The sequence below is a fragment of the uncultured Shewanella sp. genome, from assembly GCF_947491715.1.
Lineage (GTDB): Bacteria > Pseudomonadota > Gammaproteobacteria > Enterobacterales > Shewanellaceae > Shewanella.
On the sequence record NZ_CANLKR010000028.1, the window covers coordinates 1 to 24,713 of the forward strand.

Annotated in this window: 16 protein-coding genes; 1 reads left to right on the plus strand and 15 read right to left on the minus strand. The window is 35.6% G+C overall.

Annotation, left to right across the window (positions count from 1 at the left end; translation table 11 throughout):
* Nucleotides 1–260: hypothetical protein (locus Q0779_RS17140; protein ID WP_298774400.1), on the plus strand; the 260-nt coding region annotated here is incomplete at its 5' end.
* Nucleotides 261–348: 88 nt separating this feature from the next.
* On the opposite strand, the gene Q0779_RS17145 is transcribed toward Q0779_RS17140, so the two are convergent.
* From Q0779_RS17145 to Q0779_RS17215, 15 genes are all read right to left on the minus strand, one after another.
* Nucleotides 349–879 carry an acyloxyacyl hydrolase gene (locus Q0779_RS17145; protein WP_298774403.1) on the minus strand — a complete coding sequence of 177 codons (531 nt, stop codon included), beginning with the start codon at nucleotides 877–879 and terminating at the stop codon, nucleotides 349–351.
* A 463-nt stretch (nucleotides 880–1,342) separates the two neighbouring features.
* On the minus strand, nucleotides 1,343–2,122 hold the full coding sequence (kdsB, locus tag Q0779_RS17150) for a 3-deoxy-manno-octulosonate cytidylyltransferase (RefSeq protein WP_298774406.1): 780 nt from the start codon (nucleotides 2,120–2,122) through the stop codon (nucleotides 1,343–1,345).
* Between the two features lie 11 nt (nucleotides 2,123–2,133).
* Complete coding sequence (locus Q0779_RS17155; RefSeq protein WP_298774409.1) at nucleotides 2,134–3,222, minus strand: galactosyltransferase-related protein; 1,089 nt, start codon at nucleotides 3,220–3,222, stop codon at nucleotides 2,134–2,136.
* Nucleotides 3,223–3,381: 159 nt separating this feature from the next.
* Nucleotides 3,382–4,554, minus strand: coding sequence for a non-hydrolyzing UDP-N-acetylglucosamine 2-epimerase (gene wecB / locus Q0779_RS17160; protein WP_298774411.1), 1,173 nt, complete (start codon nucleotides 4,552–4,554; stop codon nucleotides 3,382–3,384).
* 27 nt (nucleotides 4,555–4,581) lie between these two features.
* Nucleotides 4,582–5,556 carry a glycosyltransferase gene (locus Q0779_RS17165; protein ID WP_298774413.1) on the minus strand — a complete coding sequence of 325 codons (975 nt, stop codon included), beginning with the start codon at nucleotides 5,554–5,556 and terminating at the stop codon, nucleotides 4,582–4,584.
* Nucleotides 5,557–5,570: 14 nt separating this feature from the next.
* The gene (locus Q0779_RS17170) at nucleotides 5,571–7,244 is read right to left on the minus strand and encodes a polysaccharide biosynthesis/export family protein (protein WP_298774415.1); all 1,674 of its coding nucleotides are present in this window, start codon (nucleotides 7,242–7,244) and stop codon (nucleotides 5,571–5,573) included.
* Nucleotides 7,241–8,476, minus strand: coding sequence for a lipopolysaccharide biosynthesis protein (locus Q0779_RS17175; RefSeq protein ID WP_298774418.1), 1,236 nt, complete (start codon nucleotides 8,474–8,476; stop codon nucleotides 7,241–7,243). Before Q0779_RS17175 ends, Q0779_RS17170 begins: the two co-directional genes overlap by 4 nt.
* Entirely contained in the window at nucleotides 8,466–9,131 is a 666-nt protein-coding gene (locus tag Q0779_RS17180) for an ABC transporter ATP-binding protein (protein ID WP_298774420.1), read from the minus strand. Before Q0779_RS17180 ends, Q0779_RS17175 begins: the two co-directional genes overlap by 11 nt.
* Nucleotides 9,128–9,949 carry an ABC transporter permease gene (locus tag Q0779_RS17185; protein ID WP_298774422.1) on the minus strand — a complete coding sequence of 274 codons (822 nt, stop codon included), beginning with the start codon at nucleotides 9,947–9,949 and terminating at the stop codon, nucleotides 9,128–9,130. The genes Q0779_RS17180 and Q0779_RS17185 overlap by 4 nt, the downstream gene beginning before the upstream one ends.
* 56 nt (nucleotides 9,950–10,005) lie before the next feature.
* On the minus strand, nucleotides 10,006–11,511 hold the full coding sequence (locus Q0779_RS17190) for a glycosyltransferase (protein ID WP_298774424.1): 1,506 nt from the start codon (nucleotides 11,509–11,511) through the stop codon (nucleotides 10,006–10,008).
* A 4-nt stretch (nucleotides 11,512–11,515) separates the two neighbouring features.
* Complete coding sequence (locus Q0779_RS17195) at nucleotides 11,516–14,053, minus strand: heparinase II/III family protein (RefSeq protein WP_298774427.1); 2,538 nt, start codon at nucleotides 14,051–14,053, stop codon at nucleotides 11,516–11,518.
* Complete coding sequence (locus Q0779_RS17200) at nucleotides 14,040–16,664, minus strand: glycosyltransferase (protein WP_298774429.1); 2,625 nt, start codon at nucleotides 16,662–16,664, stop codon at nucleotides 14,040–14,042. The genes Q0779_RS17195 and Q0779_RS17200 overlap by 14 nt, the downstream gene beginning before the upstream one ends.
* Before the next feature lie 100 nt (nucleotides 16,665–16,764).
* Nucleotides 16,765–17,253, minus strand: coding sequence for a hypothetical protein (locus Q0779_RS17205; protein ID WP_298774430.1), 489 nt, complete (start codon nucleotides 17,251–17,253; stop codon nucleotides 16,765–16,767).
* 96 nt (nucleotides 17,254–17,349) lie between these two features.
* A complete protein-coding gene (locus Q0779_RS17210; RefSeq protein ID WP_298774433.1) occupies nucleotides 17,350–19,695 on the minus strand; it encodes a heparinase II/III family protein in 2,346 nt (781 codons plus the stop codon).
* Between the two features lie 75 nt (nucleotides 19,696–19,770).
* Nucleotides 19,771–24,429 carry a glycosyltransferase gene (locus Q0779_RS17215; RefSeq protein WP_298774434.1) on the minus strand — a complete coding sequence of 1,553 codons (4,659 nt, stop codon included), beginning with the start codon at nucleotides 24,427–24,429 and terminating at the stop codon, nucleotides 19,771–19,773.
* Between the last annotated feature and the right edge of the window lie 284 nt (nucleotides 24,430–24,713).

Genomic DNA, 24,713 nt, shown 5'->3' on the forward strand with positions numbered 1-24,713 from the left:
AAGTGAAACGCAATCGCGCCGATGGTAGTGTGGGGTCTCCCCATGTGAGAGTAGGTCATTTCCAGACGCCAAATAAAACACAGAGGCCACCCAATAGGGTGGCCTTTTTGTTTTGTCTGCTTTTTGGTAATGTCTCCTCACCCATGTGGGTCTACGACAATTGTTCCAGACATTGTCTGCATTCCCCACATCCTTTTGGGTTAACGCGGAGGGGGGACCGACAGGATGTTGGGAATGTCATTTATGCAGAATGCATTTAAATGGCCCCGCAGCTGGCCATGACAGGCGCCACTCTTTAAATGATAAGAGTGGCTTTTTTGTTTTGTATGCTTTTAAGGAGATATGGCGTTAAAATTGATACCTCAAAACGAGATTGTGAGTGTTTAATGCGGGGTTATGATCATAGTTATTCCAGTTGGACATGTGTTCAAATTGATAACCAATAGTCCAACTCTTGGTTGCATGGAACATAGCATTAGCACCTATGATAAATTGGAAATTACCGCCATAGTCCTTTGTATTAACATCGTTTTCACCGAAAACGGTTTTAGTGAGGTAGATCCCCCCACCTACCAGTGCGAAAGAGAATGATCCCACGTTGACACCCGGAGTTAAATAGAGGCTGAGACGTTCGCCTTTTTCATCATCGACTGATATTTGTCCAATTGTTGCACCCGCACCTAAAAAATAACGGTTAGAGTCAGAGCGAAGGAAAATGCGTTGGTATTCGACATCATATGTGTAGATGGTTTTATTTTGAGTATTGGTCGGCTCGCCGTAAATTAATCCGATACTATTATTGCTAATATCAGAAGCACTGACTGTCATGAGTAATGATGGGATAAAGTATGAACAACAAAAAACAGTATATCTGTACATCATTTTGACCTTTATAATCATGTCTCAAATCACTCAGACCATTGAGTGAGTTATTGATTTCAGCCTGATTAATTAAGGTGACTTCATGTTAGCTAACCTTAAAGCGTTAAATATTGTTTGTTTAACGCTCAAGCTATAGATTATTTATAGTACAAAATAATTACAAATGTTATTTTGAGGACGTTTTTTCTAGTTAAAAAGAATGATCTTATTGTCTTGTAGTGAATAAGCAATTGAAAAGATGATATAAGGCGTTTCAATAAAAATAATGATTTTTATGTAAAATAGAGAGGGGAAAAGCAGAATTCGATAGGGCAAGTACATGTTAAAGATAACATATGGTGAGAAAAATAACAGAGTGGGCAATTGAATTAACAAATGCTAATAAGAAATCATTGATATTCAAGGAGTACTAATCGAAGGTTTACTTGAAAGTGATCAATTGAGTCATGGCGAAACAGGTTCAAATCAATATTGCTTTACGGTTTGAAAATATTTGTCTAATTCGGATTAAGTCTTCAGGTGTATCAATCCCATGTATTGGTGGGGAGCTGATTTCGGTGACTTGTATTTTGATACCAAAGAACAATGCTCTTAATTGCTCAAGCCTTTCGTAGTGCTCTAATGGACAGCTAGGTAGAAGATGCAACTTTTTAATTGTTTCGGCTCGATATGCATATACACCTATATGGCGTTTAAAAGGGGTTTGCTCATTTTGACAATCAGTGAGTGTGATCGCTTCCCTAGGATAAGGCAATAATGCTCGAGAGAAATAAATGGCATGTTGGTTTTCATCGCATATAACTTTAACACAGTTTGGATCTTGTGCTTCTTTGAGTGAACTAAATGAGGTGCTGAGTGTGGCCATGCCCATTAATGGCTGATGATGTAAACTACTGGCAACCAGTTGAAGTGCGTTTGCAGGAATTAAAGGTTCATCTCCTTGTAAGTTGACAATAATAGTCTCATTGTCCCATTTCATTTTTGTGGCGACCTCAGCAATTCTATCAGTGCCTGAAGGGTGACTACTGGATGTCATCATTACTTGGGCATTGAAACGTTCTGCTTGTATTTTTATCTGTAAACTATCGGTAGCAATAATAATATTATTAGCGCTAATCCCTGTTTCTAGTGCTCTTTGATAAACATGCCAAATAAGCGGTTTGCCCTCAATTTCTGCTAGCGCTTTACCGGGTAATCGAGTTGATGTCATGCGAGTGGGGATAACGATTTTATAGTGCATAACGTGTACCTTTAGGGACGATTGATTTTTTGTGAAAATTTATAAACTTGTTTCTTGATGAGGTCGATAAAAAATAATCTCGGTTTGACATAGAGTTTTCGACACTTTCTCCAGAAGTATCTCTTAATGACAATATCTTGTTGCCAGTGAAATAAGCCAGGGTAAGTTTGAAGGGGCCAGTTATACTTTTGTTGTAATGATTGGATCCAATTACGGTAACCTTTATTGAGTGAAATGGGCTGATCGGAACTGATTGCAATACATTGAGTATTGATTAAAGTTTGCAGTTTCTCTTGCAATAATGTTTCATTCACTTTGCGTTGGCGATGATATTTATGGGTTAATGGTCTCGGATGCCACTTATGAATAAAGAAGTTAAATTCAAATAAATGTTCTAAAGAATATTGGGTTAAATAGCGTCTAAAACCTTCATAATTGGCGGGATGAATTGTTTTTTTATCATGACTGAAGTCAATAGGAATTTCCCCTTTCTGGTAATGTAACGTTAATCGGCAAATGAGCTCTAAATCTTCTCCACCATGACCGATAAAAGTTTCATCAAATCCCTTTAACTGTTTAAACCATTGCCTGTTTATGAGTAAGCAACTGGTAATAAGGGCAATATTTTCAATAATGTCATTTTTACCTTTCATGAATGAATCAAGACATTCTATTAATTTTGGCTTAGTCAAATGTTTTTCGTTGTTGAATACTGTTTCTTTTGTTAAGTAAAAGCACGGATACATTTCAAATGCGGTGATACTTCTGCTCATTAATCTTTCTGCAATTGAAACAAGTTTATTGAGTAATACACTCGGGACAATCAAATCAACATCAATGAAGAATAAATAATCACTTTTAGATAATTTAACCGCTTGATTTCTCGCAAAAGCGGGAGAGTAAACTTTGCCTTTAAAGGGGGAATGGATATAAATAATATTGTTAGAATGAGGCAAGTTATTAGCAGGTTTCGGGCTTGAATCAAAAATAATAATATCCGTTTGTGGAATACCATTAATCGCAGTGATAACCGAGAGCAATCTGTTATTGTTTTTTTCAAACGAACGTTGAGAATACGGAACGATGAATGAAATATTCATTTGGGGTAATCCTTTACCTTTAAACATTAAATTGAAATTTTAGAGGGCATTTTATGTTTTGAAAAATAAAGAGACGACATCAGTTCATGGAGAAATACACACCATGGCACTTAGTCTCAGGGCTATTATTTATGCTGACTTCTGATTTTAAATCAATATTTAAGCTGCAAAACTCGATTTATCAATTTGTAAGCTTAGTGCGCCATTTGTGCCTAAAACGGCATTAACAATACGTTCGCTTGTATGACCATCACCATAGGGGTTGATAGCATGACTCATGACTTGATAGGCAAAGTCATCATCAAGTAATCGAATAGTTTCGTCTACTATAGTTTTATCGCAAGTGCCAACTAAGCGCACAGTACCCGCTTTAACTGCAGCAGGCCGCTCGGTTGTATCGCGCATGCACAATACTGGGATCCCAAGTGTTGGTGCCTCTTCTTGAATACCACCCGAATCGGTTAAAATGAGATAACTTTTTTTCATTAAGTACACGAAAGGGAGGTAGTCTTGCGGCTCAATTAAAAAGACGTTGTGAAAGCCTGATAAATTTCTTTTTACTGGTTCTTGTACGTTCGGATTGAGGTGCACTGGGTAGACAATTTGTACATCATCACGGGTCGCTAATACAGACAACGCTTTGCAAATACGCTCAAACCCATCTCCGTGATTCTCACGTCTGTGACCTGTGACGAGAATAAGTTTTTTGTCAGTTTGCAAGAAAGGGAACTGCTCGGCAAGTTGATTTTGTACCGCTGGATTATTGTCAATATGTTGATTGATGTCTACTAAGGCATCAATGACTGAATTTCCAGTGACAAAAATGCTGTCAGGTGTAATATTTTCTAAAATTAAGTTTTTTAATGAGCCTACGGTCGGTGTGTAATGTTGATCGGCAATACTCCCTGTGAGCATGCGCATACCTTCTTCTGGCCAAGGTGAGTAAATATTACCGGTACGTAATCCTGCTTCAACATGACCGACGGCTACTTTATGGTAATACGCTGATAATGTGCTTGCAAAAGAAGTCGCTGTGTCACCATGAACTAAAATGCGATCGGGTTTAAACTCTGCAAAAATAGGTTTAAGCCCATGCAAAATAGCAGTCGTGACATCGGTGAGATCTTGTCCTGGTTTCATGATGTTTAGATCATAGTCAGGAATAATATCAAATAATGCTAGCACTTGATCGAGCATTTCTCTGTGTTGTCCTGTCACACAGACTTTAATATCCACATCTTCTCTTGCCTTAAATACTTTGACAATGGGAGCCATTTTTATTGCTTCAGGCCGGGTACCAAAAACCATTAAGATCCGTTTTACACTTGCCATATCAATCTCCTTATGTAGTTAATCGTACTATTTAAAACCAATATCCATTTTGATCTGTGCTAATCGGTGTTGCCATGTGTGTTGATCGAGCACAATTTCTTGGATGATCTTTGCATCTTTTAATCTTTTGCCATCATCTTTTAAGTAATCCTGATAAAGGCTGCTCACTGGATCGGTTTGTTGTATTTGAATGATGTGTGAGCCAAATATATTTTCTATTGCATAAGAGGGAGTACTTAACATTGGACTGGCACTGGCAGCCAATTCGAATACGCGTCTTGAAAGCATAGTGTGGGAATGTTGAACGGTATTAAAATTAAGATAAACTTGGTATTGATTATAAAGTGCATAAATGGCTTTTTCTGAAACTGCTGGGCGACAATTATCAATGAGTGATTGAGGAAAACGACATGACTGCTGAGATGTCCAGAAACGGTCGTATATCACTAAATTTTGTTGTTTTAATGCCTGCAAGATATGTAGTTGCTCTTCGCTCCTATTAGGTAATTCTTCCCCATAGAATCCGCCTAAAAAAGCAATGCTAGATAGTCGCTTCGTTTGCGTTGAAAAGTGTAATTTAGGTTGTGCGGCAAACATTAAGATGTTTATTGCATGGAATGAATGAGCCAGTGCTTTATACTTTGGAATGCAATTCGAATCGGTTGTATAAAGGACATTAAAACACATTGCAGCTTGCAAAAATCGTTCAAAATGAATGGGATCTTCTTTATTCCAAAAAATGGTGGGAATCGATTTTTTGCGGCAATAATCAGTGAGCCGTTTTAGACTTGAGTTTTCATTTGTATCTAAATCCACGACTTTTTTTTGCCAAGAAGCGTTAAAGCCCCTCCATGCAGACTCAACAAATAGTAAATCAGGTTTATGAACATTAATACACCAACGCCAATTGAGAGGGGTTAAATGAATGAGCTGTGCTTCTTCTTGTAGGCCTAAGCAGGTTGCTTCATCGACAATCACAGCCATTTTTAGTTTTTGACGCATAATAAGGGCGCTTCTTATATTGCTAAGACCACTGCTGCAGACATGGTGATTTGAAAAATAATTTGAGTAATATCTTTGGCTAGCTGAAAGCCTTTTTCATCGGGTTTGGAGATCACAAAGATCTCATCCCCTGGGCCAATGAGTTGTTCTTCAGATAATTGATCGTTGGCGCTAACAAAGCTGCCATTGGGCTTCATGACGAGTATGTTCATATCATCAAGATCGGTATTGGTTCCACCGGCTTTATTAATAAAATCTTCTATATCCAGCTTAGGGTTGTAAGCGATAGCGGTAGGAAACATGACTTCGCCATGGATCATGACTAAATTTCGCTTCGCAGGAATAACAATGCGATCGCCTTGCTGTAAAATAATCTGACTAAATGCATTTTTATCATTTAATAATACTTGGCCTTTGGGTTCCACTTGTCGGGCTTTTTCAATCCATTTTAAAATGGTTTCTGCCTCTGCTTGCCGCAATTGGGCAGCTTCTGTGGTATCCGAGCGCTTTGTCAGTACATTTTGTTCAAGCGCCGACAATGAGGCTTGTAACATGTCATATTGTCTTTTGGCAACGGACTGGCGATAGAGTTGCACTGCATCTTGGTTCGACAGTGGTGTAAATTGTGCTTGCGCTAACAAATCAGCAAGACTCGATCCCCACGGTAGTACCATTTCTTGGGCAGAATTATGTTCACCAATTAAATCAATGCTAATACTGCTGGGCCTTAATTGAGAGCTGACTTTAATCAATGCACCTGCAGGCACTTTTATATATTTTGCCTGTGATAATGTGTATTGTTTTGCATTGATGGGGCGATTACCGGGATTATTTGAATCTGACACAATAAGTTGTGAGGGGGTTAGTGGGCGAGCAGGTTCAGCTGCAATGACAGTGATATGGGTCGCTTGTTCATCGACAACCACAGCGTTAAGGATGTTTTTGAGTGTTGAACTTGTGACCAACTCGTATTGACCACTAAAACCTACATGACCTTCTATGGTGACCTCACCTTGTTTTGGGCCAATAAAAATGACATCCCCATCTTGAAATTGCAGTGATGGGATCGTACCCAGTTGTAAAAAGGCATATAAATCGATTTGTTTGATTGTTTTGTTATTACGTTTGAGTTGAATATTGCGATAACTGCCAATGTCATTTCGAATACCGCCCGCTTGATCGATAAAACGTAGCACGCTGTCTGCACTTTGGCCTTGGTATAGTCCAGGTTGATTGACCATACCCGACAAGAAGACTTTTACTTGCTGGCTTGACATCAAAGAGGCATAGACTTCGACATTGGATTTATAAACGCGTTTAACACTATTGAGTATGACTTGATTCAGCCTAGCGTTGGTCACGCCCAGTACTTTTATAGGGCCGACTTTAGGGATGAAAATATTACCTTGGGGATCGATGGTGACTTCGGCTTGGTAATCAATCGCTCCCCAGACTTGAATGAGTAGATTATCACCTTGGGTGAGCTGATAATTAGGATCAACGGCGGAAAACGAATATTGACTAAATCCGCCGTTGAATAACCAATTACCATAACGTTGTTGATTATCAGTATCATAGATACTAGCGGTTTTTTCGGCTGTCGATTCTTGTTGTAGTGCTACGGAAGCCATCGATGAGAAGCCAGTAAAAAATCCGATAAGGATAATAAATTGCATTAATTGCTTCATTCTCTGTGCTCCTTAACAATAGCAATGATTAGTTTTCCAATCAGGTAAATCAGTATTAATACAACAAACCAGGTGATGATGTTATAAAGCCGTTTGGGATAAAGGTTGTCTTGGGCGATGCGAGGTTGCTCGACCACAAGCAAATGTTTTAATTTTTTAAATGCTTCACTGCGGGTTTTTTCTAAACTGGCTAAGGCCGATTGATACAGATCGGTTGCCAGTTGAGTATTAAGTTCAATTTCTTTAAAGGTGAGGCTGACCTTATTGAGTGATGGTTGATCAGGTTGTATAAGTTTTTGTTTTTCTTGTTCTAATTGTTTTTCTAAAGCTTCAATTTGATATTTTTTTGCCACTATTTCACTGGCATCACTACGCATATAGGCACTGAGGGATTTCAGTTCGGCTTGTTGTGTCATAATTTGTGAAGCAAGTTGGTTCATGGCATTGAGTAAAGCGCTGCTTTGTTGTTCAGGATTAAAGAGTTTGGCAGTATCTTGAAATTTGATAAGTTTCATTTGTTCTGCTTTAAGTTGTTTATAGGCTCGAGTCACTTCTTCTTCAGCATATTGCATTTGTTGTGTGGCCATCTTTTCACCCAGTCGATTAATAAATTGCTCACTTATGGCCAGTAAGGTTTGGGTTAATTTGAGTGCGTATTCGGGCGTATAACCTTGAATTTCTACGGTAAGGATCTCAGACAAGTCATCATAATGTACTGATAAATGCTCTTGGTAATATTGAATAAAATCTTCTTGGGTACTGCTTTGATTTAAGCGACTGACTTTATCCCATTGTGTATTTTGGTAGTGAGACTTGAGTGCGAGTTTCTCATTTAATGCTAGAGCCATTTCGGCAGAATGAATATACTCTTGTAATATCAATGCATCACGCATATTAGGTGATGAGCTACCCAGTGAGGCTAATCCCAATAAAGGCAGTTCATTGCTACTGCTTTGTTTGACAATAAACTGGGTTTGACTCACATATCGTGGTGAGGCAATGATGCTGAAATAAATAATGACTGCAATAGAAGCAATGATTACCAGCGCAAAAGATCCCAGTTTCGCCCATGTTTGATATAAGGTCTTACGGGTAGTGATATAAGCTTTAGAGTCGGCTAAAAATAATTTAGGATCCCGACGTAACTTTCTTAATTTACGTTGAGTCGAGCTTAATATCGCTGGAGGGCTATGGTTTTCTTTAAGTGAGCTTGTTACTTGATTATTTGGCATAAGTTATTTGGTACTCTTCAATGGCATCGTTCAAGTTATCAAAATAAATTAATTTTTTATTCTTAATCACTAATCCCGCCTGACAATGTTGTTTAAGTTCAGATAGCGAATGGTTCACCATAATGAGTTTGGTGCTTGCATATTTTTTGGCGAGTAGCGCTTCACTCTTTTTTTTAAAATTGGCATCACCAACGGCCCCTAATTCATCGATGAGCAAAATATCGAAGTCAAAGTCAAAAGCCATGGTGAGTCCAAAGGTGATGCGAGAGCGCATACCGCTAGAATAATTTTTTACTGGTTCATCAAAAAATTGACCTATCTCGGCAAATTCTTCAACCTTGCTTTCGATGGGTTGAGTGTTTTTATAACCATGAATACGTGCAACAAAACGTACATTTTCTCGAGCGCTCATGGAGCCTTGTAATCCGCCTTGCAAACCTAAAGGCCAAGAAATATTCAGTGGTGAATGGATCGTGCCAGAACTTGGGTTTTCGGCGCCGCCGAGAAGGCGGATCAGGGTCGACTTTCCTACACCATTGGGGCCAAGTATGGCAATATTTTTATTGCTAGGCAGTGCTAAGTCGACGTTTTTTAACACGTAATGTCGACCACTTTTAGTGCGGTAATATTTACTCAATTGTTGAAAATATATCATGAGCCAATAAACCTATGTCGGCAAAGATGAAAAAGAGCCAGACCCAGACTAAAGCTCACAAGAGCACAAAAACTTAAATAAGACCATTGTCCAGCGGGGCTTGTATAGGCATTAAAAAAACTGTCTCTGCTCAGTTCGATGGCATGAAAAATAGGATTCCAATCAAGTAAATACCAATATTGGGGGGGGATCATCGTCGCGCAAAAAAAAATCCCTGAAATAAAGAATAATGGCCGAGTGATTATGGCCGTTAATTTATTGGCATCCTTCCAAAAACTGATAGCTGTGCATAAGAGCAAGCCTAATCCAACGGTGAAAATAATTAATAAGGCGGTTGCGGTTAATAAACCCAATAGATTATCTGGCCAAGCAGTAAAACCTAGCCACGCCATGACACTGAAGATAAAGACATACACTAATATGAAGGTCGCGACTTCAATAACGATGCGTGTAATAACAGGGTCGATGGCGGTGACTTGCCGATAACTTAATAGTCCTTTATTGGCATCGATTGCGGCTGATAATTGATTGAGTAATTTTCCAAATAATTTAAAGGGTAAAATAGCGGTAAATAAAAACAAGGCGACCGGAATGTTGGCAACGCTATTACGACCAATCAGTGAAAAAATAAGCCCTAAAATAGCAACTTGACCAACGGGTTCCATGATAGCCCAAAAGTAACCCAGCCGATTATGACCAAAACGGGTTTTAAGTTCCCGCATTGTTAACGCAAAAATGACATCGGACATAATTTTAAGACTGGCTCTTTTTTGTATCGCTCTGCGTTCAGGTTTCACAGAGTGCAGTCGATAAGGCATGTGAATATCCTCTTTTATCCGTATGACTTTCTAATGACTAGAAAAATACGCTTTAGTTATGATTCAGCAACAGCCGTTAAAGAAGGGGAGAGTGGCATTAACTTGGTTATTTTTGTTATCTCAATATCCCAGGTTTTCTCTTTTTTAATGAGGATGATGTCCTTTTGTACTTGTTTTAAAATATCATTATGATGCGTCATTAAGTGGATTATTTGTTTTTTTAAAGACGATAAACTCCCAGGTTCGCAATAAAGCACTGACTGTAAATCAGTTAACTGTTCTCTTAGGGCTGGCAAAGATGAAACAATGACAGGAACGCCATGACTTAATGCTTCTAAGGGTTTGAGCGGTGGCACCATTTGAGTGACATCGCATTTGATTCGAGGCACGATAACGCCGTGGTATTGAGAGTACAGTTTTGTTAAGGCTTCTCGGGTTAGTTTTCCATGGTAGCGAATGCGAGGTGTATCAAGTGCCTTAATGTGTTTTTCAATGTCGGCTTTCAAGCGGCCATCACCCATGATGTCTAATGTGATTTTATAAGCACTTAATTCAGCAACGGTATTAATCAATAGCTCAAGACCTTCATAAAAAACTAAGCTGCCAGCATAGAGTAATTTGAATGTTAGGCCTTGTTGGTAATGTAATTTGGGATAATTTGCATTAATTTCTTTTATATCGACGCAATTTTTTAAGACAAGATTTGGAATGCCAGTCAGACTCTGATAGTGGTTTTTCATACATTCAGTAATGAAAATATTGGCGCTGGCATGATTTAATACGAAGCGTTCCATGATCTCTTCATAACGAAACTGCTCACTGGTTTTGAATTGGCTTGATTTACTGCCACCTGTGATATGCCACATACCTCTTGCTTCATAAATAAAGGGGATGTGGCATTTTCTGCCAGCAAAATAAGCGGCAAGTCCATTGATATAATTAGATGAAGCTTGCAGTAAATCGATTTGTCGCTCACAAATAATATCAGCTAACAGGCCTGCGTATTGCAGGGCGTACTTTATATCACTATCCACTTTATATTGACGAATCCCGGTCAGGGTGATGATCTCCACTCCATCGACCCATTGATGGCGTTTTTTAGGTAAGTTTCTGTGCTTAGCTAAATCCCAAGGGTAACCCAATCTCGTGGCTATGATCACATGATAACCATGTGCTTGGTAGGCTTTGGCTTCATGCAATGTTCTATGGGCGTAGCCTGCACTGTCATAGGGAAAACTATTATGGACAACAAGTAATATGTTTTTATATTGATTACTGCTATTAAGAGGCAGAGTTTTTGTGTATTGCTGTGTGTTTGAATTGGGACTTAAACATTGTAAACAATGGGATAGTCGATTAATTCGTTTGCGATCTTGTTTTGTTTTATGCTTGATTTGTAATAATGAGAGGAGGGCAAGTTTAAATAGTCCTTTACTGATAAAATAGTTGTGTCTTTTTATTAGTGACTTTTTTTTTCTAAAGAAGACTGTCAATATTTTATATTTGTTATATATGAGTAAGTTATACGCATAATTGAATTTTGCTTTTATATTAACTTTCATATGGTTATGATACTTTAATTTCGATTAGGTTGTTGTTTGTCTTTTCTTGTATGAGTAATGCTTTATTACTTTCTTGGTGTTCAATAAATAAATTTAGATCTTCTGATTTGTTATTGAAACTAAATTCAGTAATTAATAAGCAGTTAGTGCTTGTTGTGTTATTTGAAAGTGCAAAGTTGGGTGTTAAAGAACTATAAGATAAAGAACGCCAGCCTTGTAATTCTGGGGTGGTTTGTCCTTTTATTATTTGTGTATTTTTTATATTGTCTTGAATAATCTGGGTGATTGAATCTAATTCAAAACTAGAGCACTTTATGCTCATATTTATTTTATCATGGAGAGTGGAGCAGTAATGTGTACTTTCATTATTGATACTCATGTCTTGATGAAAGTGCCACCATTGTGTGTAATCTCGTTTAATATTCGAATGCATCTCATCGATGACGATCAAGAATTCTTTTGGTTTATATACAATATGGCGAGAGTGATAGACATTAATATCTTTCCTTTCTATTAGTGTTTTTAATGTATAAACGCCATTACTTTCACTATGATGGACTAATCTTGTGTTATAATAGTGTTCTTTTTTAACTGAGTAATTTTCATTATCTATTATTAAACAGTTATGGGCTTTAGTTGATACAACAAATTTTCTTTTTTCATTATTATATTCATATGAATATTTTCCTGAGTCAACTAGTATATTAGTTTCATGTTCATAGAGTAATATATTGAAATCATCAGCATGTCTATGTGTATTGTTTTTAAATGCTGTTTGGAAGAAAAGCATGGATGCTCTACTTTCATGTTCATTAAAGTTACTTCGAATAAAAAAATACCCAGCATCTTTAAAATATTTTGTTATATAAGTTTTTTCATTGTTATCATTTTCCGCTATACTTTTGTTGATATTCCTTTTTGTAAAATTACTATCACCAATTGATATTGAAGTTAAATCAGGAAAAACTGTCCACTTTTTACACTCTTCAGTTAATTTAATCAAGTTATTTAAATTGTCATTTTTTTTACATATGTCTATTTCACCAAAAATATTAATAGAATTTGAAATAAACCAATGGTATTCATCTGAATTTTCAGTATGATAACCATCATTGTAAAATTGATTTTTTAATAAAGTTATAAGTTTATCCAATGAGTATTTAATGTTTTTATTCGATTTTTCATATCTAGATAACATTAATAATCCATGGATTTGAAAAACTCCATGATTATTGTTTGATATTGGTTGGCTTTTTAATTTTTTTATATGGAGTTCAGCTAATTCATATAGTATTAATTGATATTCATCTCCAATATCATCTTGTAGTTCATGATACTTTATATTGTATAATATATAAGCTATTTTTAAAGCCCTTAATCCAGAAGACATATCATACCATGTGAACTTATTATCATCATTATTTTTAAAGAAAATAAGCCATTCTTTCATTATACTGAAACATGGTCGTAATGTTTCGACTTTTTTGTCTTTTTCAAAGGCAAATAAACTACTTTCCATCATACGCCAAGCGTTAAGTTGAAAGCACCAATTTCTATCGTTAAATGGATCTATATTCCAATCTATTGGATATGTCAAATCATAGGGTGAATTGTCTTTTCTAGGTTTGAAAATATCAATGGTGCTTTGGTTTGGAGTAATACCAAAATGCTTTATGGTCAGATGCTTTGATTTGTTTTTAGAAAAATATTCATAAGTTTTTACTAAATCATCGAGAGCCTCATTGTATAGAGGTATTGCTGTATGGCCTCGATCATCATTTGTGATTATTGATGTTAATTTGTTATTGTTATTAGTGTTTAAGTACAAATTATTTATGGGCAGATAATGTTTTTCATAGTGAAGTGTGTCATTACTATTTTGCTTATAATAAATGTAAGGGAAATTGTTTTCTTTTTTTATTAATTCTATGATATTCACTCTTGATTGTCTGTTATCTTCTGATGATATATTCAAAAAATCAAAAATTTTATCAGTATATTTTTTATAATAATTACTTATTATTATTTGTGGGTTAACAACACAGGCTTTACTGTTTTGCAATAGTGTTGCAGATACTATAGAGGCGAATCCTCCAGCACTCGAACCATAAAAAATAACTGAATCCGGTAGTATAGCCAACTGATTTATTGTGTTTTCTATGAAAATGTTAAGCTTCTCTAGGAAGAATTCTTTTTCATCACCTTGATACCATGTGATGTAATTATTGTCTTTTTTGTTTAATAATAAATCTATAGTTGGGTCCATAATAATCATGGAAGAATAAGGAAGTTTATGTAACCAAGAGTGTCGTTGAAATGTTGGTAAAGGTGTTTTGTTAATATCAACTGCGCCATTAAAAAATACAATTAATTTATCAGAGTTTGTTTTGAAATGGGTTAGAATATGGGTTTTTCTGCTGCCAATATAAACTTCATGATGTTGATTTTTTTCATATGTTATATTTGGTATTTTTGATAATACTTGAGTTGGCTGACTGGTTTCGTGTTGATCTTTTTTTTGAGTGTGTTCATTTGGCATCATTGATTTTCCTGTAAACTTCGGCTACTTTTGTCGCCAGCATTGACCAGTCTTTTTCTTTTACAACCCATTCTCTTGCTTGTTTACCTAAACGGGTTCTTAAATCTGGGGCTGTGATTAGTTGCTTGAGCGCATCAGCCAGACTTTCTGGATTATTTTTTTCAAAGGTGATCCCTGTGTGATTATGATCGACTATTTCTGTAAGGGCTGCGACATTGGATGCAACGACGGCTTTACCCATACTCATGGCTTCAAAGGGTTTGAGTGGCGATACCATTTCACAAACGGGTAAAGCTTTTCTGGGAAAAGGAGCAATATCAACGAGAGAATAATAGTCTTCAACTTGTTCATGAGGGACACGACCAGTAAATGTGAATAACTCTTGGACATGCTTTTTCTTAACTAATGCTTTAATATCATTCAACACTGCACCATCTCCCACTATCATGACGGCGAAGTTATTGATAGATGCTTTTTTTAATATGCTGCTTGCTTCTACTAAATATTCTAAACCTTCATAACTGACCACTGAACCGATAAAACCAATGACGACTTTATTTTCATATTGCATTTTTTGTTCGAGTTCTTTCACTCTGCTCTTGGGGGCAAATCGATCAACATGTACACCATTGGATACCACTGTAATTTTGTTTGCAGGAAGGCCTCTGGAAATCATTTCATTTTTGAGTGCGTGGGTAATAGTGATCACGGCATCGGCGTTCATAGCCGCTTCCGTTTCCAGTCGTTTTATCATATTGAAATGTTCACTATTTTCCCATTCTGGCTGGCGTGACATACGCGTTATTTCCCATAATCCACGTACCTCATAGACACTTTTTATACCTAAGGTGCGTGCGGCATAATTAGCAGCAATTCCATTCATGAAATTCGATGCCGCATGGATAATCGCAATGTCTTTCTTATCTGCTAATGTTATTAATTCAGTCGCATAATTTTCAATATAATCAATTAAATTGGCAACACCATATTGGTTAATGTTAGTGAAAAGTCGATGGTAATTCAGTTGATCAACAACATCGATGCTCGATTGATCAGGGCTAAGGTTTTTGTGTGATGAGAGATCATGGGGGTAGCCTAATCGAGAACACATTTGGATATGCCAATGATTATTTGAAACGCCTTTCGCTAAACCATGTGATCGGGTCGCATAACCGCCGCTGTGGTAAGGTAAACTATTGTGTAAACAATAAAGTATATTTTTATTAGTAGTAGTCTTGGTTGATTTTTTAGGTAATGTAAATCCATGTTGGAGTAGTTTTTGATAAGCACAATAGTGAGATAGTTTTAACGCATGTTTAGGGTTGTTTAGCGATAGTCCTTTTACATTAATGGCATCGTGAATGTTACCTTGCTTAAAATATAAATTACTAATCGCTAGAGATGTGTATCCATCAGTAACTTTTTGTAGAATTTTTTCACCGTGTTTTATGGCTAATTCAGAGAGTTCATCATTGTTTCTACAGGCTTCGAAAATAATTTTTGACAGAGTTAAATTATTATATTTAAGTTCATTAGGTAATAGCTTCTTTATTGCTTTTTGTGGGTTTTTATGGCTTAAAGTCTGTATTATTTTATCTTGATTTAATTTACTAAATGAATTTATTACCTTGCTTTCTATTTTCTGGTTTTTATTTTTTTTGTATAGTGATAGATATAACTTATATGCATCTTTTTCTTTATTGTTTCTCATTAGTCTTAAAGCAAAAACTAGGCAAAATGATTCATCAATTTCTATACAGTTATTGATGTACTTTTTACCGAATTCAAGTGCATATTCTGGTTTTATGTCTTTTAGGTTAGCAAAGACTGATTTGTAGAAGTTGTTACTTACCTTGTTATTTTTTATGGTGTTATCTATGTATTGCTTTATATCTATAAGAGGCGTGGCTTGTTTTTTTAAAAAGTTTAAGTTTTTATTAAACTCTTCCATATTTATTTTTTTGGAATGTATTGCTTTAATTAGACTGCTTTCTTCGTTAAGATTTATTTTTTTGTATCGGTTAGATATAACATTTAAATACTTTGAGTCATGTATTTGTATAATATACTTACTTATAAAATTCAGTGATTTTTCAGTGTCTTTATCTTTTGTTATTGAAAATATATACTTAGCTAAACTTAACTCAATGTTTTTGTTTTTTAATTCTTCAAATAGTAGTAATGCGGAATCAAAATCCTTATTTGTGTATTCTGTAAATATTCTTTTCTTGATTGTTTTAAAGTGTTCTTTTTTAAATTCTTCTTTTTTATTTGAAACTATTTTGTTAATTTCTTCTGCTCTTTCTCTAAATCCTAGATTATTTAATCGGTTAAGGTATACATTGATAAAACTCAACTCTTTTTCTTCTTCAATGACCTTTTCGGCAAAAAAAAATGATTCTTCTGGATTGATATCTTTCAGGATGGAAAATGCACATTTATTGAGGGATAGCTCTGAATAACCTTTATTTTTATAGTGTTCGATTGTTTTTATTAACCCTTTATAGTCTTCTTTTTTAATATGTGCATTTATTTTTATTTTTGCTGTGATGTAATTTCTTTTTTTACCGATTAAGTTTAGTTTTTTTATTTTATTGATGGCTGCAGATAACAAGTTCAACTCCGTTCATGTTGTTGTTAAAGTAGGAAAAAACCATCGTTATTTATTTCCTACCTTAAATGTATAAGTTATTCTTGTAATTTATTCTTGTAATTTATTCTTGTAATTTATTCCTTAATGTATTGTATAAGTTTATATTTTTTTTATGGTAGAACCTTGCTAGTCTTCTGTATATTGTTTGGGATAAGTAAGGATGTGTATCGAGTTGTTTTGATAGTATTATTAAAGCTGTCGATTCATCTTGAGTACTCATGTTTTTATGGAAATCTATCTCAATCTCTCTCAATAATACTTTTTTAAGAACGGTACGTTTATCTTCTTGACCTGATTTTATAAGATCGTAAACTCTGTCTTTTACAACGCTGAGAAATTTATTATCTAGATTAGGTATAGCGGGTTCTATAATATCAACAGCCAAGTTTTTTTTATCATTTTTTAATATGGAAAATGACGCTTTACGGTAAGAGAAAGATTTAGAGGGGTCTTGCTCAAGAATACTATTGATGAAATCTGAAATCTTACCTTGATTTTTTCCATTCTCAATACATTGCAATAGGTCATTTTTAAATTGATGATACTCCATTTTTCTTCCTTTTGTTGATTTTACTGAGTATTGTTAAATTGTATTGGTACTATTTCAGCTAGTGCTAATGATTCATGGTTTAATAAGTGAAGATTATTATTGAGGCTTTGGATGTATTTTTATCTTCACTGAAGAGCTGTAATCTCTATTTTTAGGATATATGCGGCATCGAATGGAATTTACTGCTTGTAAATCGCCTAATCTGAGTGATTGCCAGCCTAGTACTTCTGGTTTACTTTGGCCACTAAAAACCTCAATAATTACATCAAAATCACCACTAAATAGCATAGTCATCTGATGACCGGAAGGTGAGCAAATAGTGACTTCTTTATCTTGTACCCTAATGGTTTTATCTTTCGGCAAGTGGAACATAACAGTGTAAAATTCCACTGTACCTATTGGAAGCGCTACTGAATCTGATATAATTATCTCATTGAAATCTATGAAATTTATTTTTCTTGATATTTTTATGCCTTCATGTATAAAGCTTTCCCCTTTAACCCAAGTGTCATTGTTTTCATCATTGAAGTTAACTATTTTCGAAGGCCTTAATTGGTTTATTTTCCTTAAGGCTATTCCATTTTCGATAAGTGGGACATTATGGGCTTTAGTTGATCTTAGGTAATGGCGATATTTGTTTTTTTCATCATATTGATAAATGCCACCATCAATTAACCAATCTTCGCCCAATGCGTAAATGAGAATATTGAGATCATCATCATGTCTATGGTACGTACTTAAAAATCCACATTTAAAGACAATATGAGTGAGGTCTGAATCTTTATTGACAGCTTGATCGCCTTTTCTATAGACGGCATAGCCGCTTTCGGCTAGCACGGTTAAAGGAGTTAAACTGCAGAGAAGTTTAGCCGAAGTATTTTGATCGATCTTCTTGAAAAATTGATAGTTAGGGTAACTTTCATAGCCTTTAAATGTTGGGATTTTAGTGCCTAAATCCGTATCACCTAAAAGGGGGAGTTGTTTATCGGGTCGCATTAGAATCGCCAGTATTCTTAGCGCTGAATTAACTAGCTTGTCGAGGTGGGAGAATTGTTGTTGTCCTAAACAATCAAAAAATTGCAATGTAAATTGTACTTTTTGAAGCATGTCGACCTGATAACTAGGGCTATTCTCAACATGCATGCCTTCTGATGTAAATGCGATACTGATCTCACTGAGTAACCTGTCAAATGCTAGTTTTTGCCAAAAAGAAGCATGCTCAAATTCAGGAAAAGTAATGGATGCTAAGTAAAGAAACAGGCTTTGATCGAACCCATGGTTGGTATGCTTACTGTAAAAGTGATCATCACTGAGTACAATGCAATGGGATTCAATCATATTTAACAGTGCGCTAGCACATTCCATTGACATTCCCTGTTCCGTTAACCTTAAATATTCCCAACTATAAATAAGATTTCGCAGCCTTAATGCGGTAGTGTGATCATGCCAAGATAATGTTGAAGGGGGTTTAGTCTTGTAGTTTTTCTGGTACCAACTTAGTAGGGTGTCTTTCAGCTTATCGTCAAATGCTGTATTACCTGTCATATGGCTGGCAGCCATCAAACTAACAGAAAATATCAGTTGCTGAAATTGCCATTGCCAACTTTTATTGTTGTAAGGATCTTCATTCCAGTCTAACGTTAAGGGAAGTTGTACGTCATTAAAACGGTTAAATGAATATATTCCTTGTAATATTTTTTTCCCTTTTTCAGCATTAAATTGGGTAAGACTCGGCTTGATCATGCTATAAATACCTTCATTAGCAGGTTTCTCAATTGCTGTCTTTAAAAAGTCATATTTTCTTTTGGGTTTTCTTTGAGTGTAAGGTTTCCAGAATGCTTTTCTATGTCGATTCGATGGCGTTGTACTTATGGTTTCTTGGGTGAGCCACATCGTATTGACAAGCAGTGCATGATGCTGTTTTCCTGATTTATCAAAGGCTATACATCCTTTATTTTCAATGAGATCCCATTGAGCGACATCGATATTCTTTAATGTTTCTGTATTTAAACTGGTGATTTTGACAGAATAAATATTCGTTTCACCTTCGTGCTCAAAGCCTGTGAACCCACTGCCTATCGCGTTAAACTCAACAGCCTGTTTAGCAAAGCAAGATATTTCTTTATCGTCTATGGTAAATACCCAAATACCAGAGCGGTAGGTGACCATTAATCGAACTAAGCGACTTTTATCGTATACAATGCCGCCTATATATTCTCCTCCTAATAATCTGTAATAAATCTTATTTTTTAGGCAGACAAAACCTTGATAGCGAGTACCCCGTTCACCAAAAAAAAAATTAAAAGTCCCCATTTTACTTAAATCGCTAAACTCAATCTTTAAAGTCCAAGATGCATCATCAGTGAACTTTATTGCTTGATAACAAGCGAATGAGTCAGGGCCTGAAAATTTTAGTCCCCTACTGGTTTCTCTACTAGCCATAATTAACCTGCGCATATAAGATTTAGCATTCCATGTTTCATCATGATAATCATTTGTATTAAAGCTCATTAGAATTTATTGCTTCTCTAATAATGCATTATCGGATTCAAAACTTGCCATGGAAGCAGTTAAAGCCCACTTAGTGGAGTGATCTTTGACATATTTCATATTATGTTTGATTTGATTGTCTGATTTACACTTTTTTAAGAAGTGACAAATACTGCTTATGTCTTTAAATATATATTTTTTAGGGTATATTTCATCCGCTCCTTTCCAGTTAGAGATTAAGGGTATCGTTCCACTGCCCATGGCTTCCATTGCTGATAAGTGGCATCCTTCAAAATCACTGAATGAGAGTAAGAAGCCAATGTTTCTGAACCAGTGATCCATATCATTACCATGGCCATCAAATAAAACGGCTCCTCTTAAGTGCTCAGAGGCTTCAATACGCTGGAATTGTTTATCAAAATAGTTCATTTCATCTTTTCGAGATTTCATCCAATGATAATCATTGGGGAGTTTACCTTTAATTCTAAGAATATAGCGGTCATCTTTCTTTCTTAAGACTTCTAGTAGATCTAATGCTTTATCGATTCGTTTCATTTTTGGGACGATACCCACAATGCCTAAGGTAAATTTAGCATTGGTAAATTTAGGCTTATTTAATGCGTCAGCATCTATATAATTTTCTCTTAATATTCCTATATCTTTACCGCGCCAAAAAAGCTTTCTTGCGTCTCTCATCACAAGCGGAGCAATAAAGTGAACTTGATTGACCTTGCTAATGATGACTTCTTTAGGGTAAGTCGTTTCAATTTCTTGTCGGTGAAATCGAACTATCAAATTTTGCTTTTTGAGTTTGTTTTTTGAATACCAAACAGCATTTTCTAGCATCCACTCACAGTAAATGGAATTGGATTGGACTAATTTTCTCGCACTGTCTAACTCATTATGATCATTATGACTAAGCCATTTATCAACGTTAACTTTATAGCCTTTCTGTCTAGATAATTCGATGTACTTTCTAACAAACTTTAAATCATGGCCAGCAATTAGGCAGGTTTTGTTTTTATATTGGTTTAATATGTCAGTAATAGTGGGGGTTAAACTTTTTTTGATGACTGTGCTATAAAAGTATTGATTAGATGAATGATAGGTGATTTCAGATGCTTTATTTAATAATGTTTTATTAGATAGCATTGCAATAACTTTTTCGATGAGGTGGCTTTCTTTTTCTACGTATAATGGGTAATCCTCACCTAAGTTTGCAATGTAAGCCTTACCAGGAACGCATAAAATAGGCAGTCCTTTACTGGAGTATTCAAGAAATTTTGTCGATATTTCACTAGTATTCATGTCCAGTTCGGGGGAGCGCCATGCCCATGCCAAATCATATTTGGGCAATTCACTCAGCACTCTATCTCGACTGACACCTTTATGCCATATGACGCCCTTGCTATTAAGCAGGCTGGTTACTCTTTTGGTGAATAATTTATTATCTGATCTATCATTAAATTTATTACCGTAAACATGTAATTCTACATTTTTTATTTTTTCTCGAATCCCTTGAAATGCAGTTAACATTTCTTCTGTTGCCCATAATGGATCAAATTTTCCAGCATAAACTATTCGCTGAATCTTGTCTGGTGTCGCTTGTTTATATTGGTTAATGGAATCAGGGACCATAGGTGGAAGATCGATAACCTTATTTTTGTCCACATTAAATTGAGTAATTAGATCAGTTTTAATAAATTCAGATTGGCAAAGAATTTTGGCTGCATTGTGAAGGATAGCTCTGTCTTCTAAAGTGACTTCATTGAATGCTTTTTGAAATATCTCAACTGGGTATACCCATGTAATTCCGGCGAATTCGGGATATCCCAAGGCAAGCTTATTGATTTCTGAGCCTCTTAATACCACCGCATCGTAGTCATTTTTTTGCATCAATTCACAAATGAGATCGATTGCCTTGGTTGCAGAGAGTCTCCCCTTTATTCCGTGCTGAGACGGCTGAATGATTTTAATATCTTTCTCTATTTGGTTAATTTGTTGCAGCACGAGAGAATTGAGATTATCGGATTTGAGTAAAAAATCGACTTTTGTTTGCTTACATTGAGAGAATACATCCACAATAGAGACTGCCCATATAGAGGAACCGTCGGTGTAGTTAATATCAACATCACCATAGATGAGGATTTTTAGTTCTTTATTTGTGCTTTTTTCTTGTGTCATATTCCTATGGGGGTTTTGGAGCACACTTGAATACTGCTCCGTGACAACTGACCAAAGTCTATTTTTTAATACCCAATCACGTGCATTTTCAGACAAGGATTTACGTAAATCCACTGAACTCATTAGCTTATTTAATTGAGTGGTAAGGTCTTTAATCGAGCCTTTTTCAAAGAGTAAACCATTATCTCCATTTATTATTTCTTTTAATGCGTTAACATTGCTTGCGAGGATGACTTTACCCGATAACATAGATTCAAAGGGTTTGAGTGGAGAAACTAATTCGCAAACCTCTATACTTTTACGAGGAAAGGGGGTGATATCGATCGTTTTTAAAAGTTGATTGACCTCTTCATGGGGGATCCTTCCTAATAAACGCACCTTAGTGCCAATGGTGGAGTTTTTCACAATATTCGTTAGCTGTGCTAGGTATGGCCCATCACCAGCGATAACCAGTTCAAAGTCTTTACCCATTTTATCTATGTTTTCTAAAGCAAAAATTAAATCATCTAGCCCTTCATATTCCACAATAGAGCCAACATACCCTATGACGATTTTTTTCTTTTCTTTTTGCTGAGTAAAGTTGAATTTTTCTTGGTTAATCGCATTTGGGACAATTGAAATTCTTGACTTATTTACCCCTCTCTCAATGAGCTCTCTTTTTAATCCTTCGGTGATAGTGATGACTGAATCAGCATGTTTAGCGACATAAGCTTCTAGTTGAGATTCTAATTTAAAGCGGTCACTATTTTTCCATTCTGGAATGGCTGAAGCTCGTGTGATCTCCCATAAGCCTCGCACTTCATAAACGAAAGGGATCCCAAGAGATCTTGCCGCAATTAAAGCTGGTAGTGCATTATAGAAAGAAGATGCGGCGACTACGGTTTGAGGTCGGTCTTTGATAAACTCTGATATCAATACTTCAGATGATTTTTTGATGTATTCGTCTAGGGGATCATCATAATAATCGGCACCACCTATGTTTTTATATTTGATACCATCGACTGCTTTGGATGCGAATTCAATTTCATCTTGAAGTACATCACAGGGATAACCTGGACGAGTGTAAACGGTTACTTTTTCTTTTTTTGATATTGCTTTGATTAATTCATGGGAGCGAGTTGCGTAACCATTACTGTGAAACGGTAACGAACAATGCAATACAAATGCAACTGGCGAGTGGCGATTTTGTTCATCGGTATGTGAAGTTAACAGTGTGGGAATAATGGGAAGACGTTTCTTCAAGTTTAAATAGCCGATTGCTGAGTTGACCTGTTTTTTATAGGTTATCTTATCACTTGCTGTGATGTGAGTTAGGGCCTTATTCAGTAGATTGAAGTCTCCCAAATCGGTTAACTGACGCATATTTTTAGCAAGCAATACTGAACAAGGATAATGTTCGATAGTAAAATTAAGTACCGCTAGTTTTTGACTGCGTGTTAAATCAGAGGCGTATTCATATAAAGCCGCAGCCTTAGTGTTATCATCGCAATCTAAAGACTTTGCTTTTTGTTTCCAATCTTCTGCAGCGGCGAGTTCCTGCGATAATGTTTTAATACTTGTATGAATCGTTATTGATTCTTGATTTTGATGATTATCTATTAATCTCGCCCTAATTTTTCCATTGGGGTACCAAGATAAAGTTGAAACTTTTACTTCTGAGGCAGAGTCAGGAGTACGAATTTTAATTGAATTTAATGAGTCATTCTCAGTATTTAAATATTTATAAAGCCCAACTTTTTCAGAATATGACATACCGAGTTGCTTGGCTGTGGCTGGATCAGCTGAAATGGAATTAAATTGAAATTGAATTAAAGCTGCTTTTTGTTTTTCACCTATACCCACTCGAATATCAATGTCTATTTGCAGTTCTTTTTTGTTCTTAAGTGGGTATGTTTTTGAAGGTAACATGTCAATATCAAACCATTCGTTGTGACCTTCGACTTCTTTTAGTTTTATAGACTTAAAGCGTCGGTATATTTTTGCAATTTTAAAGGGCATTCTAAGCATATTCAGTGGCTTTTTTGGGGTGGTCACTAAATAGTTGCCTAACTGATATGATAGCGTTGACTTGAGGTTGTTCATTGCATTTAATAGTTTTAAATTTTGTAACTCAAGATCTTTATTTTCTAACTGTAATCGCTCAGAAATATTGGCTTTCTTCTTTGCATGTGCATTAATAGAAGAGGCATTGGTTAATGGTATGACATCAATGGATTGAATATTACCGCTGCCTTTCCACTCAGATACAGATAATCCGAGTACTGCATGCTCATCTACTTTTAGAAGTGCGGAGTAAAAAGAGCTACCTTGTTTAGTCGTAATATAATCAAATGCGCCGTATTGTTTTGACAACCTTAGTCGATTATTTGATACAAAACCATGGATGTTGTCATACCCTGAATATTTTAATACTAGGGCTTTTTCTTTTTCTTCATGACTGTCAAACTTCACGTGTACGCAATAGCTTCCTGCATTTAATTCAAACTGGCTACTAAATAACATTATTCTTTATTTCCCAATAAAATAAATTAACGTTTAAAATGAATCAAAGCCCACTTATTATTTACGATTACAGTGATATTGCTAAGGTTAATAAGTTAAATCCTGTTGGTTTTGCTGTAATAGATACTGTTGTTTATTGTTTTAGGCATAATGATTAACAGGAAATAGTGGGCTTAAATGACTTTTTAAGTAATAGTTAAACTATAACCCATTGTGTCTGTTGGGAATTCAATAGTTTTTACTATACAGGCCAATTTTGGGTGGCGAATTTATTTCTTTTTTAG